We start from the raw sequence: 22,311 nt of genomic DNA on the forward strand, positions 1-22,311 counted from the left end.
GCGCTGGATCAACCCAGGCCATGCTCGACAGCGATAACGGCGGCCTGCACGCGCGAGCTCACGTCGAGCTTGCGCAGGATGTGCTGGACGTGGATCTTCACCGTCGTCTCGGCGATGCCCAGGGAGCGTGCGATCTCCTTGTTGCCCTGGCCGAGCGCGATGCAGCGCAGGATGTCTTCCTCGCGCGGCGACAGCGCCTGCAGCGGCGACGCGGGCGCCTCGGGCTCCGCGGCCTTCGCTGGCCTCGGCGCGGCCGCATCGCGATAGGCCGCGATCAGTTTGCCGGTCATTTCCTCGGCCACGATGTTCTCGCCGCGCATGGCGCGGCGGATCGCCGCGGCCAGCGCGTCGCCTTCGATGGTCTTGAGCAGGTAGCCGCTCGCGCCTGCGCGCAGGGCGCCCGCGAGGTCGCGTTCGTCCTCGCTGACCGTGAGCATCAGCACGCGTGCCGCAGGCACGGCCTCGCGCAGCGCAGGCAATGCGTCGATGCCCGTCACGCCGGGCAGGTGGTTGTCCAGCAGGATCAGGTCGGGCTTCAATTCCTGGGCGCGGCGCTGCGCCTCGCCAGCGTCGCCCGCGTCGCCGACGACCTCGAACTCGGGGTCGCGATGCAGCAGCGCCGTCAGTCCCCGGCGGAACAGCGTGTGGTCGTCGACCACCAGGATGCGGATCTTCGTCGGCAGAGGGTTCATGGGATCAGGCCACGCGAGGTTGCGGCGGCGTGGCCACCATGCCGCCGTTTCCGGGTGGCAGCGGCAGGGTGAGGACGACCGATGTGCCCCGGCCAGGCGAGGAGATCACGTCGAGCTGCGCGCCCAGGCGCTCGGCGCGCTCCGCCATGATGCGCATGCCCACATGGGTCTCGTCGGGAGCGCCATCTCCGTCGGCGAACCCCGTGCCATCGTCGCGCACCTCGAGCCGCCATTGCGGGGCCTGCCGCACGTCCAGCCACACCTTGCTGGCACGGGCGTGCTTGCGGACGTTCGACAGTGCCTCCTGCACGATGTGCAGCACCTGGATCTGCGTATCCGGCGCCAACGGCATGCCCTCCCCCAGCATCTGGAGGCTGGCCTTGAGGCCGCTCTGGTGCTCGAACTTCCTCAGCGTCGTCAAGAGCGCCGGCTCGATGTCCTCGCCGTTGGTCCGGGTGCGGAAATGCATCAGCAGCTCGCGCACATCGCCATAGCTCTCGCGCACGCCGATGTCGATTTCGCCCAGCACATGCTGGACCTGCTTGCCGTCGCCGGCGGCGAGCGCGTCTCGCATGAGCTGCACCTGGATCTTCAGGAACGCGAGCGATTGGGCGATCGAGTCGTGCAACTCGCGCGCCAGGAGGCCGCGTTCCTGCGAGATCGCGGCCTCGAGCCCCAGCGAGCTCAAACGAAGGTTCTCCATGGCACCCGCGAGGTGGACCGTGAGCGATTCGAGCAGCGAGCGCTCCGCCTCGGAGATCGTGATGCGGGCGTGGAAGAACAGGTCCACCTCGCCCATCAGCCGCTCATGCAGGCGGATCGGGATCGAGACCACGGTCTCGAAGCCCGCCTGCGCGCAATGCCGGATCCGCGCGGGCTGCATGGTGCGGATCGATATCACCCGCGCGCCCGAGGACGCGGGCGCCGATCCGCAATGGCAGTCGCCGGCCACGACGCAATGCTCGGCATCCGTCATCGCCTGGGGCAGCCCCTGCGAGGCCAGCATCAGGTAGCGGCGGTTCGCCTCGTCCGACCAGCGCAGGGCGACCCCGTCGGCGTGGGCGATGCGGGCGATGCTTCCGGTGAATCCGTGCGCCAGCTCGTCGAGCGTCGTGGCCTTGGCCGTCAGCGTCGTGACCTCGTAGAGGCATTCCAGGCGCCCGCGCTCCTCCTCCAGCTGCGCCGTCTTCTCCCGCACGCGGCTCTCCAGGCTCCGGTACATGGACTGCAATTGGTCGGCCATGCCGTTGAAACCCTCTGCCAGGGTTCCGAACTCGTCCGTGCTGGTACGCGCGACCCGGGCGCCCAGGTCGCCGCCCTGGAGCCGGTGAATGGTCCGGTTGAGCAGGCCCAGCGGCTCCAGGACGAAGCGGTAGCCGGTCTGGACCAGCACCGCCGCGCCGATGAGCGCGACGCCCATCATGGCGACCTGCAGCAGGTGCATGAGCGCGGTCCACCGCGACAGGTGAGCTTCGATGCCGGCGACGAACGCATCGATGTCCAGCGTGAATGCGGCGGCGTCCGCACCCAGGCCGGTCGCAGCCGCGACGCCGGACGGCCTCGCATCGGCCAGGCGGCCGCGAAAGGCAACCCAGTCGCGCTCGACCAAGGCGAAGCGCTCGCGCACGGCGCTGTCCCAGGGCACGAACAGCGGCCGCTCGGCGTCGCCGCTGCGCAGCAGCTGGAGGCTGCGCTCGAACTCCGCCACCTGCTGCTGCAGCGCCTTCGTGTCCGCCTCGCTCGCCGACATCACGATCCGAAAGGTGCGCATGCGCATGCGCCCCGCTTCGTTGACCGCAGCGGCGCCGCCCTCGATCTGCCACGACATGTAGACCAGCGTGGCCATGGCGCCCAGCGCAGCCAGCAGGAACGGCAGGGCAACCAGGGCCAGCTTGGCGCCAAGCGTCCATTGCCTGGAATTCATCATGGGGTACCCAGCCAATCTTGGTTTTGCGTGCCGCATTCTCCATCGGGACCGGGGTGCTTGGTTGATCCAGATCAACGAGCCGGGGCCGCGCGTGGCTACGCTGTGGATACTCATTCAACGTCCCAGGAGACTGATCATGTTCAAGCGAATACTCGTTGCCACCGATGGCTCGCCGCTGGCGGAAAGGGCCGTCTCGAAGGCCATCGACCTCGCGACGGAACACAAGGCCGAGCTGACGGCCTTCACCGTGGTGCGTCGGCAGGTCAAGAACCACATGGATGGTGCCCTCGGGTTCGAAGCCGCGGAGATCGACCGCATCGAGGGCCAGCGCGCCGAGCAGGCCAGGACCATGCTCGACGAGGTCGAGAAGCGCGCCCAGGCCTGTGGCGTGCAGGCCAGTTCGGAGATCGTCAGATCGAACCGCGTGGCCGAATCCATCGTGGCTGCAGCCGGCAAGTACGGCAGCGATCTCATCGTGATGGCCACGCACGGACGCACCGGTCTGACGAGCGCCTTCCTGGGCAGCCAGACGGCGCAGGTCCTCGCACACTCCGAGGTGCCGGTGCTCGTGCTGCGCTGATCGTCCGGCGCGGTCTCCCCCAGCGCAAGCGCGCTCGCTTCTCCCGGATCGTCCTGGCCATCACATGAAGCGCGATGATGCCGTCTTGACCTCCCCGCTTCCCGTGCAGCCCATCACCCGCGACGTGCTGCTGGAGAAGTACCTCAAATCCGGCGAGAAGAACGCCGAGGATCTCTTTGCGCGTGTCGCGGGGGCGCTGGCGTCGGTGGAGGCCGAGGGCGAACGCGGGCAATGGCAGGCACGATTCCTCTCCAACCTGCAGGCCGGGGCCATCGGAGCCGGGCGCATCATGAGCGCCGCCGGCACCGGGATCGACGCCACGCTGATCAATTGCTTCGTGCAGCCGGTAGGCGATTGCATCCAGGGCAGGGATGACGCGGGCTATGCCGGCATCTACGAGGCGCTGCGCGAGGCGGCGGAAACCATGCGCCGCGGCGGCGGAGTCGGCTATGACTTCTCGCGCATCCGGCCGCGCGGCGCGCAGGTGCATGCCACCGCCTCGCTGGCCTCCGGTCCGTGCAGCTACATCGACGTGTTCGACCGGTCCTGCTCGACCGTCGAGAGCGCCGGTGCGCGCCGCGGCGCGCAGATGGGCGTGCTGCGCATCGACCACCCCGACGTGCTGGAATTCATCACCGCCAAGCGCACGCCGGGGCGCTGGAACAACTTCAACGTGTCCATCGCGGTGGGCGACGACTTCATGCGCGCGCTGGCCGCAGACGAGGAATGGGCGCTGGCGCACCGCGCCAGGCCGGGAGCCGAGCTGATCGCGCGAGGTGCGACGCAGGCCCCGGACGGCAACTGGATCTATCGGCGCCTGCCGGCGCGGGAGCTCTGGGACACCGTCATGCGTTCGGCCTATGACTTCGCCGAACCGGGCATCCTGTTCACGGATGCCATCAACACCGACAACAACCTGCGCTACTGCGAGCACATCGAGGCGACCAACCCGTGCGGCGAGCAGCCGCTGCCGCCCTACGGTTGCTGCGACCTGGGTCCGATCATCCTGCCGCGCTTCGTGCGCCACCCGTTCGGGGTTGGTGGCGAGGCGCAGTTCGACTTCCAACATTTCAGCGACTGCGTCGCAGTGCAGGTCCGGGCCCTCGACAACGTGCTGGACCTCACGTTCTGGCCGCTGCCGCAGCAGCGCGCGGAGGCGATGGCCAAACGCCGCATCGGCGTGGGCTTCACGGGCCTGGGCGACACGCTGGCCATGCTGTGCCTGCGCTATGACCAGCCCGACGGCCGGGCCATGGCCGTGCGCATCGCGCGCAGCCTGCGCGACGCGGCCTACACGGCGTCGGTGGCGCTGGCTCGCGAGAAAGGCCCCTTTCCTCTTTTCGAGGCGCAGCACTATCTGGCGCGAGGCACTTTCGCCAGCCGCCTGGACCCGGCATTGCAGGAGCAGATCCGCCTGCATGGCATCCGCAACAGCCACCTGGTCTCCATTGCGCCGACCGGCACCGTGAGCCTGGCGTTTGCCGACAACGCCTCGAACGGCATCGAGCCGGCGTTCTCCTGGACCTACCTGCGCAAGAAGCGGGAAGCCGACGGCAGCATCTCGGAGTACGAGGTGGAAGACCATGCCTGGCGGCTGTACCGCGCCCTGGGGGGCGACACCGAAACATTGCCTTCCTACTTCGTCTCGGCCCTGTCGATGCCGGCGGCCGGCCATCTGGCGATGATGGAAGCGGTCCAGCCCTTCGTCGATACCGCCATCTCCAAGACGGTGAACGTGCCGGCCGACCATCCGTACGAGGAGTTCAAGGAACTCTACCTGCACGCCTGGACTGCCAGGCTGAAGGGGCTCGCCACCTACCGGCCCAACAGCATCCTCGGGTCGGTGCTGGAGACCGCGCCGGCAGCGAAGCAGGATCAGACCTCGCGCTGCGACCAGGCCGCTGCCGACCCGATGCGCACGATGATCGCCAGCCGCCCGACGGGTGCGTTGAACGCCAGCGCCGAGAAGATCGAATACTGGACGCAGCAGGGGCGGCAGACGCTCTACCTGGTGGTGTCGTTCCTGCCCCTGGCGGACGGGCGGGAGCGGGCCATCGAGTTCTTCATGCCCGTGGGGCAGAGCGGCGAATCGCAGCAATGGATCACCGCGAGCATGCGGCTGCTGTCGCTGGCCGCGCGCGGCGGCTTTCTCGAACGGGCGCTCGCAGACATGCGCAAGGTGGCATGGGACCGCGGCCCCGTGCGCCTGGGCACCCACGCGAAGGCCGACGGCACCCACGTGCCCATGTGGCACGACTCCGAGGTCGGCGCCATCGCGTACGCGATCCAGCAGCTGATCGCAAAGCGCAGCGCATCGGTGCCGGCCACAGCGCAAGCCCCGGCATCGGCGGCTTCCGCAGCGCCCCCCTTGATGGGCGCCAAGTGCCCGGAATGCGGCGCCCACGCGATGATCCGCAAGGACGGATGCGACTATTGCACGCAGTGCGGACACCTGGGAAGCTGCGGATGAACACTTCTGGAGAATTCGAAATGCCTGCTTCCATCGAACCCGGCGCGTCGACCGCCGTTCCGCCCGATCCGCCGGTCACCGAACGGCAACTGGCCGAACTCCTGCACACGCGGCGCACCGTGCTGCCGAGGCGGCTGGGTGCGCCCGGGCCCGAGCAGTCCGAGCTCGAGCACATTCTCGGCGCCGCTGCCGCTGCCCCCGACCACGGAGGACTCGTGCCATGGCGCTTCGTCATCGTGCCGCCGCGCCACAGAGGGCGTCTGGGCGAGGTCTTCGCGCAGTCCCTGAATGAACGCGACGCCGCAGCCACGCCCGGCGAGCGCGGCATGGCGCGCGAAGAGGCTTTCCAGGCTCCGGTCCTGATGCTGGCGATCGTGCGGCTGGGCCCCGACAACGGGGAGATCCCGGCAACCGAGAGGATCCTGTCGGCCGGATGCGCCATCCAGAACATGCTTCTGACCGCGACGGTCCTGGGCTACGGCTCGGCCCTGACCACCGGCCGGTCGCTTCCGTCTGCCGGACTGCGCACGTTGTTCGGCCTGGACGAACACGAGGAGCCGCTGTGCTTCGTCAGCGTGGGCACGGTGCTCGCACACAAGGCCGGTCCGGCGCGGCCCACACTCGAGCGCTATGTCTCCGAGCTGGGACAGACGCCGTGAAGCCTTCCTGACCCCTCGGGCGCGCTGAGATCCAGGCGATCCTGGCGGCCCTTGCAGCGGTAACCGCAGAAATCCTCAAGAGGCCTTGGCCCCGGCAGGGCCGGGGCTCCGCTCGCGCGCGCCTGCAGGCGACGCCCGATCTGCATACGGAACTTGATGCAGATCAACATCTCGCGATGCGGGCTTGCCTAGCATAGGTGCATTCGAAATACACCTTCTGCCTCCTTCGCCTCCACAAGGAAATCTCTCGAGGCCATGAAGCTCACCGCCTTCACCGACTACAGCCTGCGCGTGCTGATCTACCTCGCGACGCAGCCGGATCGACGCGCGACCATCGCGGAGATCGCGTCCTCCTTCGGGGTGTCGGAACATCATCTGACCAAGGTGGTCCATTTCCTGGGCAAGCAGGGATGGCTAGCCAACGTTCGCGGCAAGGGTGGCGGCCTGTCGCTCGCCAAGGTGCCCGACGCGATCGACATCGGCGATGTCGTACGCCACACGGAAGCCGGCACGATCGTGGAGTGCTTCGGCGAAGGCGGTGGCGAATGCCGGATCGCCGGCGTGTGCTGCCTGCGCGGCGTGCTGGACGAGGCCGTGGCCGCCTTCCATGCGGTCCTGCATCGCTACACGCTGGCGGATCTCGTTCGCAACAGGGAGGCGCTGTCGGCCGTCCTCTTCGTCGATGGAGCGCCGGCAAGACACCATCCTGCCAGGGAGCGCAAATGACCTTCCCCTACCAGGGCCCGGAGGACCTCAGGCAGCCGGTGACGGCGGCGCTGTCGCGCGTGGCCGACCCGGAAGTCTCGATGAACATCGTCGATGTGGGTCTCGTCTACGGCGTCGACGTGGAGGCGGACAGGGTGCATGTACTGATCACCATGACGTCGGCCGCCTGCCCGGTGGTCGATCTCATCATCGAGGACGTGGAACTCGAACTGGACAAGGTGGTTCCGGCGCACCTCAAGATCTGCGTGGAGCTGGTGTGGCAACCGCCCTGGACTCCCGATCGAATGAGCGCAGACGCCAAGCGGTTCATGGGATGGTGAACGCAGGACGCCCCGCCGTCGGCGGTCGCCACCGGGCACCGGCCTCTCGAACGCGGTTCGTCGCACGCATCGTGCTCGGCGGCCTCGCGGCCGTGTCCCTGGCGGGGGGAATCGCGGGCGGGCTCTGGCGGCTCGGCGTCGCGCTTCCGGACCCGCTCACCTTCGACCGCGCGGGGCAGGTGCTGCTGGTGCATGCGGCCCTCATGATCTGCGGCTTCATGGGCACGGTCATCGGCATCGAGCGCGCGGTGGCCGTGAAGCACCCGGCCGCCTTCATCGCCCCGCTCGCGTCAGGGTCGGGCGCGCTGTGCCTGGCGCTCGGACAGCAGGCCCTCGGTGCATGGCTCGGCGTGGCTGCAGCGCTGGTCTTCCTCGCGGTCAACGCGGCGATCGTGCGGCGCCAATCCGTTGCCCACACCCTCTTGCTGCTGGCTGGCGCGGCCGCCTGGGTGGCAGGCAGCCTCCTCTTTGCGCTGGGCCGGGACGGCAATGCGGTCTTCCCGTGGTGGTTCGCGTTCCTCGTCATGACGATCGCCGCCGAGCGCCTGGAAATGACTCGTCTCATGGTACGACGCCCCGCAGCCCACCTCATGCTCCATGCCGTGCTGGCGCTGCTGCTGACAGGCGCGGCATGGTCGGGCTGGGCGCCGCGCGCCGGGGGGGTTGCCTACGGCACGGCGCTCGTGCTGTTGGCCGCGTGGCTCGCGCGCTTCGATGTCGCGCGCCGCACCGTGTTCACGCACGGGCTCAGCCGCTACATGGCGATCTGCCTGCTGGGCGGCTACGCCTGGCTCGCGGTCGCCGGCGTGGCGTGGGCCGCAATGGCGCTCGGAGCGCCCACCCGCGATGCGGCGCTGCACGCGCTGGGACTCGGCTTCGTCTTCAGCATGATGATGGGTCACGCGCCCGTGGTGCTGCCATCGATCGCCAGGATCAAGCTGCGGTTCGGCGCCTTCTTCTACCTGCCGCTGGCCGCGCTCCATCTGTCGCTCCTCATGCGGCTCGCGCTGGGAAGCTTCGGCGAACCGCTGCGTGCGGCCGGCGCATCGCTCAACGCGGCGACGATCGGCTTCTTCGCCGCCACCGTGGCCGGTGCGGCCGTGGCGTGGCGTCTCCAACACGGCGCCGCCGGCGCCGGAAAGTCCAGGTAATGACTCCCTTCATCACCGTCAAGCAGGCGCAACCACCCGCCGCCCAGCCGCCCGGCTTTGCCTTGTGGCAACTCGGCTTCCGCCCGTTCTACCTGCTGGCCAGCGCTTTCGCAGCCCTGTCCATCGGGCTGTGGGCGGCGCAGTTCGCCGGCTGGCTGCCGCTGGCCTATCTCCAGGGTCCCCTGTGGCACGCGCACGAGATGCTGTTCGGCTTCCTGCTCGCCGTGATCGTCGGCTTTCTCTTCACCGCGGGGCGCAACTGGTCGGGCCGTCCGACGCCCACGGGCCTGCCACTGGCGGCCCTTGCGGCACTCTGGGTGGCAGGGCGGATCCTCGTGTTGACGCCCTTCGGCTGGACGGCCGCCGTTGTCAACGCGGCGTTTCCGCTCGCAAGCGCGGTCGCCCTGGGCATTGCGCTGGTGGGTGCGCGCAATCGGCGCAACTACTTCTTCATCGGGTTGCTGCTGCTGATGTCGGGAGCGGCCCTGGCGTTCCACCTCTCGGCGCTCGGCGTGATCGCGGCGCCGGCCTGGCTCGGCATCCAGCTGGCCCTGGACATCCTGCTGTTCATCATGGCGGTGATGGGCGGCCGGGTCATTCCGATGTTCACCAACAACGGCGTTCCAGGCGCCAACGCGACGCGACGGCCCATGGCCGAGCGGGCGGCGCTCGGCGCCGTGCTCACCCTGCTGCTGGCCGACGTGTCGGGCCTGCCGCCGGTCGCCGTGGCCGCCGCCGCCGTCGCCGCAGCGCTCGCGCACCTGGTGCGGTGGCTGCTGTGGCGGCCGTGGAAGACGCTGCACAACCCGATCGTTCTCGTGCTGCACCTGGCCTACGCATGGATTCCCGTTCACCTCGCGTTGCGGGTGCTTGCCGCGTACGGCTGGGTGTCCCCCTCCCTGGCCACCCACGCGCTGACGGTGGGGGCAGCCGGGGGACTCATCATCGGGATGATGGTGCGCACTGCGCGAGGCCACACGGGCCGGACCCTGCATGCAGACCGCGCCGACACCGCCTGCTTCCTCCTGGTCCTGCTCGCGGCGCTGGCGCGGATTCTCGTGCCGCTCGTCGCACCGTCGCAAACGCTTGGCGCGGTGCTGGCTTCGGCCGTCTTCTGGACCGCGGGTTTCGCCCTGTATGCGGTGCGCTACTGGCCGGTGCTGACGCGGCCCCGCCTGGACGGCGCTCCCGGCTGATCCTGCCGGCGCCTGGCGCATTCAGGCCATCGGGCACCGGCGACATGCAGGCGCGAACGCACCTGCTCCTGCCGCACCTCGGCCCGAACTCAAAGGGAGGAGACGTGTTCCACCGCACCGCGCAGTGCCGACCACACGGGAGGTGGAGCCTTCGCCCGCTGGCCAGCGTTCGCCGGCTCGAAACGCGCACCGCGCAAATGGAGCGCGAGCGCTGCATCCATGGTCTGGACATGCTTTGCATACCAGTCCCTCAGTTGACGCGCCATCTCACGCACCTGCAGCAGCCTTCCTTCCCCGGCCTGCAACGCACCTTCTCGCATCACGCCCAGCACCACGCGGTGCTGGATGGCGTGATCGCTTCGAGAGGCGTGGCCCGTTGCCCGCATCCAGACGTCCTCGCGCGCGAAATTCTCCGCGGCGCACTCGACCAGCTCGTTCCAGGCCGAGGGCAGCCGGGCGTTGTCGGCCTCGTCGACCTGCGTCAGGAGGCGGATGAACTCTTCACGGGCGCGGTCCATGAAAGGCAGGTCGAGCGAGAGCGCGCCGGAGCGATCCAGGTCAGCCATTTGATCTCCTGTGATGTGGAGACACAAGGCTATCGGCATGGATGAAGAGCGCCTTGACATGGCTCAACGATCGGTCACTCGCGACGGGCGATCCGGAAACACGAAACTCACAGACCTTGCGCTAGCGCAAGGGCGCGTACAGCGCCCGAGCTTCCAATGGCGTCGCCAACCCCCTCATCTGAAGGAGATTCCATGGAAGACGATCTGGTCCGGCGCATTGCCGGCCATCCCCAATACCAAATGCTCAAGGCGAAGCGCACGCGCTTCGGCTGGATCCTCACCCTGCTGATGCTGCTCGTGTACTACGGCTTCGTCCTGCTGGTGGCGTTCAACAAGCCCTTCCTCGCGCAACGAATGGGAGATGGCGTGATGACGCTGGGGATTCCGATCGGCTTCGGCGTCATCCTCTTCACCATCGCGATCACCGCCTACTACGTCAGGCGTGCCAACGCCGAGTTCGACACGCTGTCCGACGCGGTGGCGAAGGGGACACTCCGATGAAAGCCCGCTTCCCGAACCCACGCGGCGCGCTGATCCTCGCAAGCCTGCTTGCCGCGTCCGCAGCGGCCTGGGCCGCCGGTGCCGATCTCGGCCAGGCCCAGAAGCAGGCAACCAACTGGACGGCCATCGGCATGTTCGGGGTGTTCGTCATCGGCACGCTGTTCATCACCAAATGGGCAGCATCCAAGACCAAGTCGGCGGCCGACTTCTACACGGCCGGCGGCGGCATCACCGGCTTCCAGAATGGCCTGGCGATCGCCGGCGACTACATGTCCGCCGCCTCCTTCCTCGGCATCTCCGCGGCCGTGATGGTCGCCGGCTACGACGGGCTGATCTATTCCATCGGCTTCCTGGTCGGCTGGCCGGTCATCACCTTCCTGATGGCGGAGCGGCTGCGCAACCTGGGCAAGTTCACCTTCGCCGATGTCGCGGCGTTCCGCTTCAAGCAGTCGCCGGTTCGCATCTTTGCGGCCTCGGGCACGCTGGTCGTGGTGGCGTTCTACCTGATCGCCCAGATGGTTGGCGCGGGCCAGCTGATCAAGCTGCTGTTCGGCCTCGAGTACTGGATCGCGGTGGTGATCGTCGGCTCGCTGATGATGGTCTATGTCCTGTTCGGCGGCATGACCGCCACGACCTGGGTCCAGATCATCAAGGCCTGCCTGCTGCTGGGCGGCGCCAGCTTCATGGCGCTATCGGTGCTGTGGCACTTCGGCTTCAGCCCGGAGGCGATGTTCGCCGGGGCCGTGAAGGTCAAGACCGACCTGGCGCTCAAGGACGGGAAGACCGCGGAAGCGGCGGCGGCCATCGGCCAGTCGATCATGGGGCCCGGCAACTTCGTCAAGGACCCGATCTCGGCCATTTCCTTCGGCATGGCGCTGATGTTCGGGACTGCCGGGTTGCCGCACATCCTGATGCGATTCTTCACCGTGCCCAGCGCCAAGGAAGCTCGCAAATCGGTCATGTGGGCGACCGGGTGGATCGGCTACTTCTACCTGTTGACCTTCATCATCGGATTCGGCGCCATCACCTTCGTGCTCACGAACGCCGAGTTCCTCGACGGCAAGGGCGTGCTGATCGGCGGCGGCAACATGGCGGCCATCCACCTTGCCAACGCGGTGGGTGGCAACGTGTTCCTCGGGTTCATCTCCGCGGTGGCCTTCGCGACCATCCTGGCCGTCGTGGCCGGCCTGACGCTGTCGGGTGCCTCGGCCGTCTCGCACGACCTGTATGCGACCGTCGTCAAGAACGGCAAGGCAGACAGTGCGTCGGAACTGCGCGTCTCGCGCATCACCACCATCGCACTCGGAGCGCTGGCGGTGCTGCTCGGCATCGTGTTCGAGAAGCAGAACATCGCATTCATGGTGTCACTGGCCTTCGCCATTGCGGCATCGGCCAACTTCCCCGTGCTGTTCATGTCGGTGCTCTGGAAGGGCTGCACCACGCGCGGCGCGGTGATCGGCGGCTTCCTCGGGCTGATTTCCTCGGTCGCGCTCACGGTGGTGTCTCCGTCCGTATGGGAAGCGACTTTGGGCAACCCGCCAGGCTCGGCATTCTTCCCCTATGCGTCACCCTGCCTGTTCTCGATGACGATCGCCTTCCTCGGCATCTGGATCTTCTCGCTGCTGGACAGCAGCAAGCGCGCGGACCTCGACAGGGGCGGCTTCATCGCGCAGCAGGTGCGCTCGGAAACCGGCATCGGAGCCTCCGGCGCCAGCGGGCACTGAGGGTGCCGCCATGCGCCGCAGCGACCCCGGGACCGCGCCGGAGCTGCAACTCCTGGACGGCGCAGGGCTTGCCTGCGACGACCCGCGGGCTGTGGCACGGCAAATGGACGAGGCCGCCACGGTGGCCGAGCTTGCTGTCGCTGCCGCCCGCGTGGATGCGATCGTCGCGCTGCTGCACGACGGTGGCCTGAAGATCGATCGGATCGCGAAGGTCACCGGAGAGCTCAACGCCCGCCTCTTCCAGCGCCTGTGGTCGCTGCTCGCGCCGGCGGAGCTGGTGGCCAACAGCTGCCTGGTCGTCATGGGCAGCGAAGGCCGCGGCGAGCAGCTCCTGAAGACCGACCAGGACAATGCCCTGCTGCTGCGCGACGGCTTCCAGTACCCCGGCCTGGAGGCTGTCACTGCACAGTTCAGCGCCGGGCTGGCCGAGCTCGGCTATCCGCCCTGCCCCGGCCGGATCATGCTCAGCAACCCGCCCTGGTGCCAGCCGCTGGCGGGCTTCAAAGAGGTGCTGCGGGAGTGGGTCTACGGCGCCCACCCCGAAGGGCCGATGAACCTGGCCATCTTCATCGACAGCCTGGCCGTCGCGGGCGACGCCAGCCTGCTCGCGCAGGCGCGCGATCACCTCGACCGGATCGTCGATCGCACCGATGTCTTCCTGGCTCGCTTTGCCAGCGCGATCGAGCTGTTCGATCCGCATCCCAACTGGTGGCACCGGCTCATCGCGCGCGACCAGGACGAGGCGCTGGACCTCAAGAAGCTCGGCACCTTCCCGATCGTCCACGGCGTCAGGACGCTGGCACTGCAGCAGCGCCTGCGCGACAACGGCACGGCGCAGCGCTTGCGCCTGCTGGTCGAACAGCAGCAGATCGAGCCCGGCCTCGCGCGCGATGTGCTCGATGCGCTGCACTGGCTCATGGCGCTCAAGCTCACGGGTCAATTGCGACGCAAGCAGGGCGGACAGGCGCCGGACAATTGCGTGCGTCCGTCGGAGCTCGGCACGCTGGAACGCGACACGCTGCGCAGTGCGCTGGGTATCGTGCGGCGCTTCCGCAGCGAGATCCAGCAGCGCTTCCGCCTCGATGCCCTCTGAGGGCAGGAACGCATGTCCGAAAGCCCGAAGCCCCAACGCCTCGTCGGCCTGTTCGCGCTCGGGTGGCTGCTGTTCAATGTCCCGCTGCTCACGCTCTGGGACCACCCGGTCATGGTGTGGGGACTGCCGCTGATGCCGCTCGCGCTCTTCGGGGGATGGGCGTGCCTGATCGCGGTGGCCGCATGGGCGGCCGAATCGTCCGGCGAGCCCTGAGATGCAGGCAACACCCGTCGTCATCGTGGCCGCGTTCGGCTATCTGGCGCTGCTGTTCGCCATTGCGCACGTCGGCGACCGCCGGGCGCGCGAGGGGCGCTCGCTCATCGGCAGCCCCTGGATCTACACGCTCTCGATGGGCGTCTACTGCACAGCCTGGACCTATTTCGGCAGCATCGGCCGAGCGGCTTCGTCGGGGCTCTGGTTCCTGCCGATCTATCTAGGTCCGACGCTGGGGATGCTGATGGCCTGGACCGTGCTGCGCAAGATGATCCGGATCGCACGCAGCCAGCGCATCACCTCCATCGCCGACTTCATCGCGAGCAGGCACGGCAAGAGTCCACTGCTGGCCATGCTGGTCACGCTGATCGCGGTGGTGGGCATCCTGCCCTACATAGCGCTCCAGCTGAAGGCGATCGCAAGCGGCTATGCGTTGCTCGTCGACGCGCCCGCGCGGCCGCTGGCCTGGTGGAGCGACAGCACGCTGTACATCGCGCTGGTGCTGGCAGGCTTTACCGTGGCCTTCGGCGCACGCCATCTCGACACCACGGAGCGTCACGAGGGCATGGTCGCGGCCATCGCCTTCGAGTCGCTGGTGAAGCTGATTGCATTCATCGCCGTCGGGGCCTTCGTCACCTGGGGTCTCTTCGACGGGCCGGCCGACCTGTTCGGCCGCGCAGCCGCCCAGCCCGAGCTTGCACGGCTGCTCACCCTCGGGAGCGACTCCGGCGGCGCGCCCGCGGCCGGCGGGTTCGCGGGCGGCCAGTGGTTCGCGCTGACGCTGCTCGCCATGTTCTCGATGTTCTTCCTGCCGCGGCAATTCCAGATGATGGTGGTGGAGAACGTCGACGAGCGCCACGTGCGACGCGCCACCTGGGCCTTCCCGCTGTACCTGCTGCTGATCAACCTGTTCGTGCTGCCGATCGCGATCGGCGGGCTGCTCCACTTCCAGGGCGGCAGCGAGAACCCGGAGACCTTCGTGCTTTCGCTGCCGCTGGCCGCCGGACAGCCCGGCCTGGCGCTCGCGGCATTCATCGGCGGGCTCTCGGCGGCCACGGGGATGGTGATCGTCGAGGCGATCGCGATCTCCACCATGGTCTGCAACGACCTGGTGATGCCGCTGCTGCTGCGCGCCGGCCTGCGCACCGCGCGCGACCTCAGCGGCGTACTGCTGGGCGTCCGGCGCACGGTGATCGTCGTGCTCCTGTTGCTCGGCTACTTCTACTACCGCATTGCAGGCGAGGACTATGCGCTGGTGAGCATCGGGCTGATCAGCTTTGCCGCGGTGGCCCAGTTCGCGCCTCCCATGCTCGCGGGGATGTACTGGAAAGGGGGCACCCGCGATGGCGCGCTGGCAGGCCTGGGCGCAGGCTTCCTGCTGTGGGCCTGGACGCTGATGCTGCCCTCGATCGCGAAGTCGGGCTGGATCGCGGCACGGTTCGTCGACGAAGGGCCTTTCGGCATTGCCTGGCTGCGGCCTGAACAGCTGCTGGGTCTTGCCGGCCTGGACAACCTGACGCACGCGCTGTTCTGGAGCCTGCTGGCCAACACGGCGCTGTACTTCGGCGTCTCGCTCCTGCGGCGGCCGTCGGCGCGCGAAGCAAGCCAGGCGCTGACCTTCGTGGACGCCCTCCAGCGCACCGCCGATCCTGCGGCCGATGCCGGCCCGGTGTTCTGGCGCGGCACTGCGAAACTCGCCGACCTGCGCCAGCTGGCCACCCGCTTCCTGGGCGCCGAAGCCACCGACCGGCTGCTGGACGAGTACGCGCGGCGCAACGCAGCGCCGGCGCCGGACCCGATCGCCGCCGATGCGCGGCTGGTGCAGTTCGTCGAGCGCCAGCTCGCCGGGGCCATTGGCGGGTCATCGGCCCGGCTGATGGTGGCCTCGGTGGTGCAGGAGGAGGATCTGCAGCTGCACGACGTGATGAGCATCCTGGACGAGGCCTCGCGCGAGGCAGCCGCGCTGCGTGCGCACTCGCAGGCCCTGGAGGAGAAATCGCTTTCCCTGGAGCGCGCGACAGCCGAGCTGAGCCAGCTCAACGAGCAGCTCAAGGGCCTCGATCGACTCAAGGACGACTTCATGTCCTCGGTGACGCACGAGCTGCGCACGCCGCTGACCTCCATACGCGCGCTGGCCGAGCTGATGCTCGACGATCCCGCCATGGACGCTGCGCAGCGCCAGCAGTTCCTGGGCCTCGTCGTCGCCGAGACCGAACGGTTGACGCGGCTGGTCAACCAGGTGCTGGACATGGCCAAGATCGAAGCCGGCGCCGCCGAGTGGCGCACCACGGAGGTCGACCTGTGCGCACTCGCGCGGCAGGCGGTGCAGACGACACAGGAGCTCTTCCACGAGCGCGGCGCGACCGTGTCGCTGCGCCTGCCTGCGGCACTGCCGCCGCTGCAGGCCGACCCGGACCGCATGATGCAGGTGCTGGTCAACCTCCTGTCGAACGCGGCCAAGTTCGTGCCGCCCGGCTCCGGCCATGCCGAGCTGTGCCTGCGGGCGGACGGCGAGCGCGTGGTGTGCACCGTGTGCGACAACGGCCCGGGGGTGCCGCGCGGACAGCGCGAGCTGGTGTTCGAGAAGTTCCGCCAGGGCGGCGACGCTGCGAACCGGCCGCAGGGCACCGGGCTTGGCCTGCCCATCAGTCGCCGCATCGTCGAGCACTACGGAGGCCGGATGTGGCTCGATCCGGCATCCGGCGAAGGCGCATGCTTCGGCTTCGAGCTTCCACTGCGGCAGGAGACCGCGCAACCGGAGACAGACACATGAATTCCAAGGTGCTGATCGCGGACGACGAGCCCAACATCGTCATTTCTCTCGAGTTCCTGATGAAGCGCGAAGGCTATGACGTGAGCATCGCGCGCGATGGGCAGCAGGCGCTGGACACCATTCGCAAGCTCAGGCCCGACCTCGTGCTGCTGGATGTGATGATGCCGGTCAAGTCGGGCGTCGAGGTGCTCCAGGCGGTGCGCGCCGACGAGGCGATCGCCGGGACCCGCATTCTCATGCTCACCGCCAAGGGCCGGGAGACCGACATCGCCAAGGGCCTGGCCCTGGGTGCCGATGCCTACATGACGAAGCCCTTCTCGACGCGCGAGCTGGCCGAGCGCGTACGCCGGATGCTGTCCCCGTGAAACCCGACGCGCGCGAGCTCGCAGCCATGCTGGGGCCAGGTGCCGTGCTGGCGCTCGCGGGCGTGGGGCTCGGTGCCATGCTGGCGGCCACGCTGAGCCCCGCCGAGCGCGAAGCGTTGGGCGCGGTGCTGGGGCCGCGCGCCGCGCTGCTGCTGATGGGCTGGGCGGTGCTGGCCCTCGCGCTGGGGGCGCTGGGCCGTCGTGCGCATGCTTTCTGGGTGAAGCAGCCGGCCCGGGTGGCCGAGGCCGCCCAGGCGCTGCTGGTCGCCGGTGATGCCAAGGACGGGCTGCCCGCGCGGGCGGCGACGGCATGCCCGGCCGGCACCCGGGCCCTGGCCGAGGTCGCCGAGCGGCTCGCCCGCGAGCGCGATGCCCTGCGCGCCGACATCGCCGCCCAGGTGCAGGAAGCGGCACGCGGCATCGAACACGAGCGCAGCCGCCTGGCAGCGTTGATGTCGGAGCTCACGCAGAGCGTGATCGTGTGCAATCTCGATGGCCGCATCCTGCTCTACAACCCGCACGCGCGGCTGCAGTTCCACGCGCTGTCCCCGGCCGCCGGCGCAGAGCTCGTCGGGCTGGGGCGCTCGATCTATGCGGTGTTCGATCGCCAGCTCGTCGCCCATGCGCTGGAGAGCATCCAGCATCGCCTGGAGCGCGGCGCCGCCCAGCCGGCCGCCCAGTTCGTCACCAGCTCCCGCGCCGGTCAGCTGCTGCGCGTGCAGATGGCGCCGGTGCGCGATCCGTCCGCTGCGCCGGGGAACACCACGCAGCTGTCAGGCTTCGTGCTGATGCTGCACAACATCACGCGCGAGTTCGAGCAGGACTCGGAGCGGGACCGCCTGATGCACGCGCTCACCGAAGGCAGCCGCTCGTCGCTGGGCAGCCTGCAGGCGGCGGTTGACATGCTGGAGCTGCCCGACCTGGATGCGCCCGCGCGCGAGCGCTTCCTGAACGTGGTGCGCGAGGAGGTGCGCACGATGACCGAGCGCATACAGTCGATCGCGGCAAGCGCCGGCAAGGACCTGAAGACGCGCTGGCCGCTCGAGGAGATGCTCGGTGCGGACCTGCTGCATGCCGCTGTGCGGCACATCGAGGCACGCACGCCGATGCGCGCCAGCGCCTCCGACGTCGATGCCGGCCTTTGGCTGAGGGTCGACAGCTATTCGCTGCTGCAGGCGCTGGCCTCGCTGGCGACGCGCCTGTCCGAGGAGTTCGCCGTCAGGCGCGTCCAGCTGCGCCTGCAACGCGAGGGCGAGCGCGCCCACCTCGACCTGGTCTGGCAGGGTACGCCGATCAGCACCGAGACCGCCATCGGCTGGGAGTCGAGCCCCATGACGGTGGGCGACGAAGCCAGTCTGCTGTCGGTGCGCGACGTGGTCGAGCGCCACGGCGGCGCATTCTGGTTCCAGCGCGAGCGCGCGCGGCAGGAGGCGTTCTTCCGCTTCCTCTTGCCGCTGACCCAGCCCCAGGAGCAACTGGAGGCCGCGTCGGTGCTGCGCAGCGGCAGCCGCCCCGAGTACTACGACTTCGACCTGTTCGGCAGCGGTGCGCAAACCCACGAGCTCGGCGGCCGGCGGCTGGTCGACCTGGCCTACACCGTCTTCGACACCGAGACCACCGGGCTCGACCCTTCGCAGGGCGACGAGATCCTGCAGATCGGCGCTGCGCGCATCGTCAACGGCAAGGTGCTGCGGCAGGAGTGCTTCGAGCAGCTGGTCAATCCCGGCCGGGGCATCCCCGCGGCAGGCATTCCGATCCATGGCATCACGCCCGAGCTGGTGGCCGGCCAGCCAAGCATCGGCGAGGTGTTGCCCGCCTTCCACGCCTTCGCGAGCGACACCGTGCTGGTGGCACACAACGCTGCCTTCGACCTGCGCTTCCTGCAAATGAAGGAGGCGGCCACCGGGCTGCGCTTCGACCAGCCGGTGCTGGACACGCTGCTGCTCTCGGCAGTGGCCAGTCCGCAGCAGGCGTCGCACGAGCTGGAGGCGATCGCCGAGCGCCTCGGCATCCCCGTGCTTGGCCGCCACACCGCATTGGGCGACGCGCTGCTGACAGCGGAGGTGTTCCTGCGGCTGATCCCGCTGCTTGCAATGCAGGGAATCCACACGCTGGACCAGGCGCGCGAGGCCGCGCAGCGCACCTGGTATGCACGCTTGAGCTATTGAGGCTCGCCGGGTAGGAGGACTTGACCTGGATCAACCGGCGAGGCGCCTGCTTCGCCGATAACAGGCGTCACTCATGCCGAAAGAACGCGCTTGAAACCAAGGACGCTCATCCTCGTCGGCCTCGGCCTGCTGGCGGTGCCGGCCATCGCTGCCGTCTGGTGGCAATGGCCGGTGCGCGTGCAGACCACGCTGCCCACGCGGGGTCCGGCCATCGAGGCGGTCTATGCCACCGGCACGGTCGAACCGACGGTCATGGTGCCCGTGGCGCCACGGGCCGGGGGCCGGCTGCTGTCGGTCGATGCGGAAGAAGGCCAGCAGGTCAAGCGCGGCCAGGTGCTGGCGCGCATCGAGTCGAGCGACCTCGACCAGACCGTCCAGGAGATGCGCGCGCGCGAACAACTGGCGCGTCTCCAGTACGAGCGTGCGCGCTCCCTGGTGGAGCAGCAATTCGTCGCGCGGGCCGAGCTCGATCGCACACGCATGGAGTGGCAGGCGGCCGATGCTGCAGTGCGCCGGGCGCAGGCGCAGCGCGACTACACCCAGCTCGTGGCGCCTGCCGACGGCATCGTCCTGCGTCGCGACGGGGAAGCCGGCCAGTTCGTGCCTGCAGGCCAGACGGTGTTCGCGCTGGCGTGCTGCGCCCCGCTGAGGGTCACGGCCGAGGTCGACGAAGAGGACATCGCCCGGGTCATGGTCGGCCAGACCGTCATGATGCGCAGCGACGCGCTGCCCCAGCGCCTCTACGAGGGGCGGGTGGCCGAAATCACCCCCAAGGGCGATCCGGTTTCGCGCAGCTACCGCGTACGGGTGCGCCTGGTCGACGCCCCGCCCATCGAAGCAGGCCCCATGCGAAGCGGCATGACCATGGACACCAACGTGATCGTCTCGCGGCGCGAGGGTGCACTGCTGGTGCCCAACCGCGCAATCCAGGGTGATCGCGTGTGGCTGCTGGCCAGTGGGCGGCTGAACCGGCGCTCCGTGGTCAAGGGCATCGTCGGGTCCGATCGGACCGAGATCGTGTCGGGGCTCGCGGATGGCGACGCGGTGGTGCTGTCTCCCTCCGACGCCCTGCGCGAGGGGCAGCGCGCGCACGGCACCCTTGCGCCACCGGACTCTCCTGCCTCCGCTGCCCTGGCCAGCGAGTGACGACATGGCGATCGCCCTCGACATCGCGCTGGCACACCTGACGACCCGCAAGCGGCAAACGCTCGTTTCGCTCACGGGCGTGGTGCTCGGCGTCGCCTTCTTCCTGGCGGTCTCGGGCCTGATGCGCGGGTCGGAAGAGGACTTCCTCAAGCGGCTCGTGGACAGCAGTCCCCACATCACCGTCTACGACGAGGTTCGGCAAGGCCGCGCGCAGCCTGCCGCGCTGCGCTGGCCCGAGGGCGCGGTCCACCTCAGCAATGTGCGCCCGCTGCGCGAGACAAGGGGCATACGCGGCTGGTCGCAACGCCTTGCGTTCATCGAGGCGCTGCCGGGCGTTCGCGCTGCACCGGTGCTCGCCGATGCTGCCGTGCTCACCTTCGCAGGGCGTCAGCAGGGGGTCACCCTGTCGGGCGTCATGCCCGAGAAGATGAAGCACGTGACGACCATCGAGGAAAAGCTGCAGGCAGGCTCGCTCGACGCGCTCGCAGCCGACTCCAACGGCATCCTGATCGGCCGCGGACTCGCCGACAAGTTCAGCCTGCGCCTGGGGAGCACGCTGCTCGTGCTGGCTGCCGACGGCACCAGCCGGTCGTTGCGCGTGGTTGGCATCTTCCGCACCGGGAACGCCAGCTACGACGAAGCCCAGGCCTTCGTGCTGCTCAAGCGGGCGCAAGCGCTGCTGGGCCGGGAGAACCGCGTCAACCGCGTGCTCATCCAGCTCACCGATCCGTACGCGGCCCAGCGCACGGCGAGGGACATCGAGGCCGCCACGGGCTACAAGGCGGTGTCTTGGATCGAGGCTTCCGAAGACCTGCTGAGCCTGCTGCTGGTGCGCAACATCATCATGTACAGCGTCGTGGCGGCAATCCTCGTGGTGGCCGCGTTCGGCATCTACAACACGATCTCGACCATCGTGATGGAGAAGACGCGGGACATCGCGATCATGAAGTCGATGGGCTTCCATCCGCGCGACCTGCGACGCATCTTCCTCACGGAAGGCCTCATCGTCGGGCTCATCGGCAGCGCCCTGGGCGAGCTGCTCGGCCTGGCGCTGATGCAGGTGCTCGCGCAGATCGAGATTCGCCCGCCCGGTGTCACGGAGCTTGTCCGCCTGCCGATGTCGTGGGGCGCCGAGCAGCATGCAATGGCCGCGGGCTTCGCGATGCTCTCCTGCCTGGCGGCCTCTTATCTGCCCGCGCGGCGCGCAGGCCGCGTGCGGCCGGTCGACATCCTGCGGGGCGCAGCATGAGACGCACGGCCGCTCCGAAGGCGAATAGCACCGCAGCCGAAGGCGAAGGTACTCCAGTGGGCAACGCCGAGCCGGGCGCCGGCCCGGTGATTCGCGTCGAGCACGTGACCCGCACGCTCGAGGGCGAGGTGCCGGTCACCCTGGTCAAGGACGTGAGCCTCGAGATCGACCGCGGCGAGTTCGTCTGCGTGATGGGGCCCTCGGGCTCCGGCAAGTCCTCGCTGCTCTATCTGCTCGGCCTGATCGACGTGCCCACGCAAGGACGCATCTGGATCGACGGGCAGGACACGAGCGCCTTCGACGAGGACCGGCTCGCCGATTTCCGGCTCGCGCGGCTGGGCTATGTCTTCCAGTTCCACTTCCTGCTGCCGGAGTTCAGCGCACTCGACAACGTGTCGCTCCCGATTCGGAGGCTCGGACGCCTCTCGGACCGGGAGGCCGAGGCTCGCGCCGCCGAGCTCCTGGACCAGTTCGGGCTGGAGGGCCACCACCGCAAGAGGCCCAGCCAGTTGTCCGGCGGCCAGCGCCAGCGCGTTGCCATCGCCCGGGCGCTGGCGAACGATCCGCTCGTGATCCTCGCGGACGAGCCGACGGGCAACCTCGACTCGGCTTCCAGCACCAACGTGCGCGACATTCTCCGGAGCCTGACCCGCGAGCTTCACAAGAGCGTGGTGGCGGTCACGCACGACACGGACTTCGCCTCCGCCGCGGATCGCCGCATCGGCATTGTCGACGGGCGCATCGACATGGCATGGCGGCCCGAGCGCGGCGCGTGACGCTTCGCCGGCTCCC

20 protein-coding genes are annotated in these 22,311 nt (G+C 68.9%); 17 read left to right on the plus strand and 3 right to left on the minus strand.

The annotated features are described in order from the left end of the window. Positions 1–8 precede the first annotated feature (8 nt). Both APY03_RS11515 and APY03_RS11520 read right to left on the minus strand, forming a co-directional pair. Complete coding sequence (locus APY03_RS11515) at positions 9–692, minus strand: response regulator (RefSeq protein ID WP_068676882.1); 684 nt, start codon at positions 690–692, stop codon at positions 9–11. A 4-nt stretch (positions 693–696) separates the two neighbouring features. Continuing rightward, complete coding sequence (locus tag APY03_RS11520) at positions 697–2,619, minus strand: type IV pili methyl-accepting chemotaxis transducer N-terminal domain-containing protein (RefSeq protein WP_068676884.1); 1,923 nt, start codon at positions 2,617–2,619, stop codon at positions 697–699. A 136-nt stretch (positions 2,620–2,755) separates the two neighbouring features. Between APY03_RS11520 and APY03_RS11525 the strand changes: the two genes are divergently transcribed. From APY03_RS11525 to APY03_RS11555, 7 genes are all read left to right on the plus strand, one after another. Continuing rightward, on the plus strand, positions 2,756–3,199 hold the full coding sequence (locus tag APY03_RS11525) for a universal stress protein (RefSeq protein WP_068676886.1): 444 nt from the start codon (positions 2,756–2,758) through the stop codon (positions 3,197–3,199). 64 nt (positions 3,200–3,263) lie between these two features. Continuing rightward, complete coding sequence (locus tag APY03_RS11530) at positions 3,264–5,669, plus strand: adenosylcobalamin-dependent ribonucleoside-diphosphate reductase (RefSeq protein ID WP_068676888.1); 2,406 nt, start codon at positions 3,264–3,266, stop codon at positions 5,667–5,669. Positions 5,670–5,689: 20 nt separating this feature from the next. Continuing rightward, positions 5,690–6,328 carry a nitroreductase family protein gene (locus APY03_RS11535; protein WP_102906177.1) on the plus strand — a complete coding sequence of 213 codons (639 nt, stop codon included), beginning with the start codon at positions 5,690–5,692 and terminating at the stop codon, positions 6,326–6,328. A 255-nt stretch (positions 6,329–6,583) separates the two neighbouring features. Next, positions 6,584–7,054 carry an Rrf2 family transcriptional regulator gene (locus APY03_RS11540; protein ID WP_068676889.1) on the plus strand — a complete coding sequence of 157 codons (471 nt, stop codon included), beginning with the start codon at positions 6,584–6,586 and terminating at the stop codon, positions 7,052–7,054. Further along, positions 7,051–7,374, plus strand: a complete 324-nt coding sequence (locus APY03_RS11545) for a metal-sulfur cluster assembly factor (protein ID WP_068676891.1) — start codon at positions 7,051–7,053, stop codon at positions 7,372–7,374. The genes APY03_RS11540 and APY03_RS11545 overlap by 4 nt, the downstream gene beginning before the upstream one ends. 71 nt (positions 7,375–7,445) lie before the next feature. Then, entirely contained in the window at positions 7,446–8,525 is a 1,080-nt protein-coding gene (locus APY03_RS11550; RefSeq protein ID WP_232324235.1) for a hypothetical protein, read from the plus strand. Beyond that, positions 8,525–9,721, plus strand: coding sequence for an NnrS family protein (locus APY03_RS11555; protein ID WP_068676895.1), 1,197 nt, complete (start codon positions 8,525–8,527; stop codon positions 9,719–9,721). Before APY03_RS11550 ends, APY03_RS11555 begins: the two co-directional genes overlap by 1 nt. A gap of 89 nt (positions 9,722–9,810) precedes the next feature. Here the strand turns inward: APY03_RS11555 and APY03_RS11560 are convergent, their stop codons facing one another. Then, positions 9,811–10,287, minus strand: coding sequence for a bacteriohemerythrin (locus APY03_RS11560; RefSeq protein WP_068676897.1), 477 nt, complete (start codon positions 10,285–10,287; stop codon positions 9,811–9,813). Between the two features lie 192 nt (positions 10,288–10,479). On the opposite strand from APY03_RS11560, the gene APY03_RS11565 reads away from it, so the two are divergent. From APY03_RS11565 to APY03_RS11610, 10 genes are all read left to right on the plus strand, one after another. Further along, on the plus strand, positions 10,480–10,788 hold the full coding sequence (locus APY03_RS11565; protein WP_068676905.1) for a DUF485 domain-containing protein: 309 nt from the start codon (positions 10,480–10,482) through the stop codon (positions 10,786–10,788). After that, positions 10,785–12,512, plus strand: a complete 1,728-nt coding sequence (locus tag APY03_RS11570) for a cation acetate symporter (protein ID WP_068676911.1) — start codon at positions 10,785–10,787, stop codon at positions 12,510–12,512. Before APY03_RS11565 ends, APY03_RS11570 begins: the two co-directional genes overlap by 4 nt. Before the next feature lie 10 nt (positions 12,513–12,522). Further along, the gene (locus APY03_RS11575) at positions 12,523–13,605 is read left to right on the plus strand and encodes a putative nucleotidyltransferase substrate binding domain-containing protein (protein WP_068676913.1); all 1,083 of its coding nucleotides are present in this window, start codon (positions 12,523–12,525) and stop codon (positions 13,603–13,605) included. Between the two features lie 12 nt (positions 13,606–13,617). Further along, positions 13,618–13,818, plus strand: a complete 201-nt coding sequence (locus tag APY03_RS11580; RefSeq protein WP_068676915.1) for a hypothetical protein — start codon at positions 13,618–13,620, stop codon at positions 13,816–13,818. 1 nt (position 13,819) lies between these two features. Next, positions 13,820–16,591, plus strand: a complete 2,772-nt coding sequence (locus APY03_RS11585) for a sensor histidine kinase (protein WP_068676917.1) — start codon at positions 13,820–13,822, stop codon at positions 16,589–16,591. Continuing rightward, on the plus strand, positions 16,588–16,956 hold the full coding sequence (locus APY03_RS11590; RefSeq protein WP_068676919.1) for a response regulator transcription factor: 369 nt from the start codon (positions 16,588–16,590) through the stop codon (positions 16,954–16,956). Before APY03_RS11585 ends, APY03_RS11590 begins: the two co-directional genes overlap by 4 nt. Beyond that, a complete protein-coding gene (locus APY03_RS11595) occupies positions 16,953–19,124 on the plus strand; it encodes a 3'-5' exonuclease (RefSeq protein ID WP_232081277.1) in 2,172 nt (723 codons plus the stop codon). Before APY03_RS11590 ends, APY03_RS11595 begins: the two co-directional genes overlap by 4 nt. 90 nt (positions 19,125–19,214) lie before the next feature. Then, positions 19,215–20,270, plus strand: a complete 1,056-nt coding sequence (locus APY03_RS11600; protein ID WP_068676922.1) for an efflux RND transporter periplasmic adaptor subunit — start codon at positions 19,215–19,217, stop codon at positions 20,268–20,270. Between the two features lie 4 nt (positions 20,271–20,274). Beyond that, positions 20,275–21,519, plus strand: coding sequence for an ABC transporter permease (locus APY03_RS11605; RefSeq protein ID WP_068676924.1), 1,245 nt, complete (start codon positions 20,275–20,277; stop codon positions 21,517–21,519). Beyond that, positions 21,516–22,295, plus strand: coding sequence for an ABC transporter ATP-binding protein (locus APY03_RS11610; protein ID WP_083944290.1), 780 nt, complete (start codon positions 21,516–21,518; stop codon positions 22,293–22,295). The genes APY03_RS11605 and APY03_RS11610 overlap by 4 nt, the downstream gene beginning before the upstream one ends. Positions 22,296–22,311: the final 16 nt, after the last annotated feature.

It is taken from the genome of Variovorax sp. WDL1 (genome assembly GCF_001541225.1).
GTDB lineage: Bacteria > Pseudomonadota > Gammaproteobacteria > Burkholderiales > Burkholderiaceae_C > Variovorax.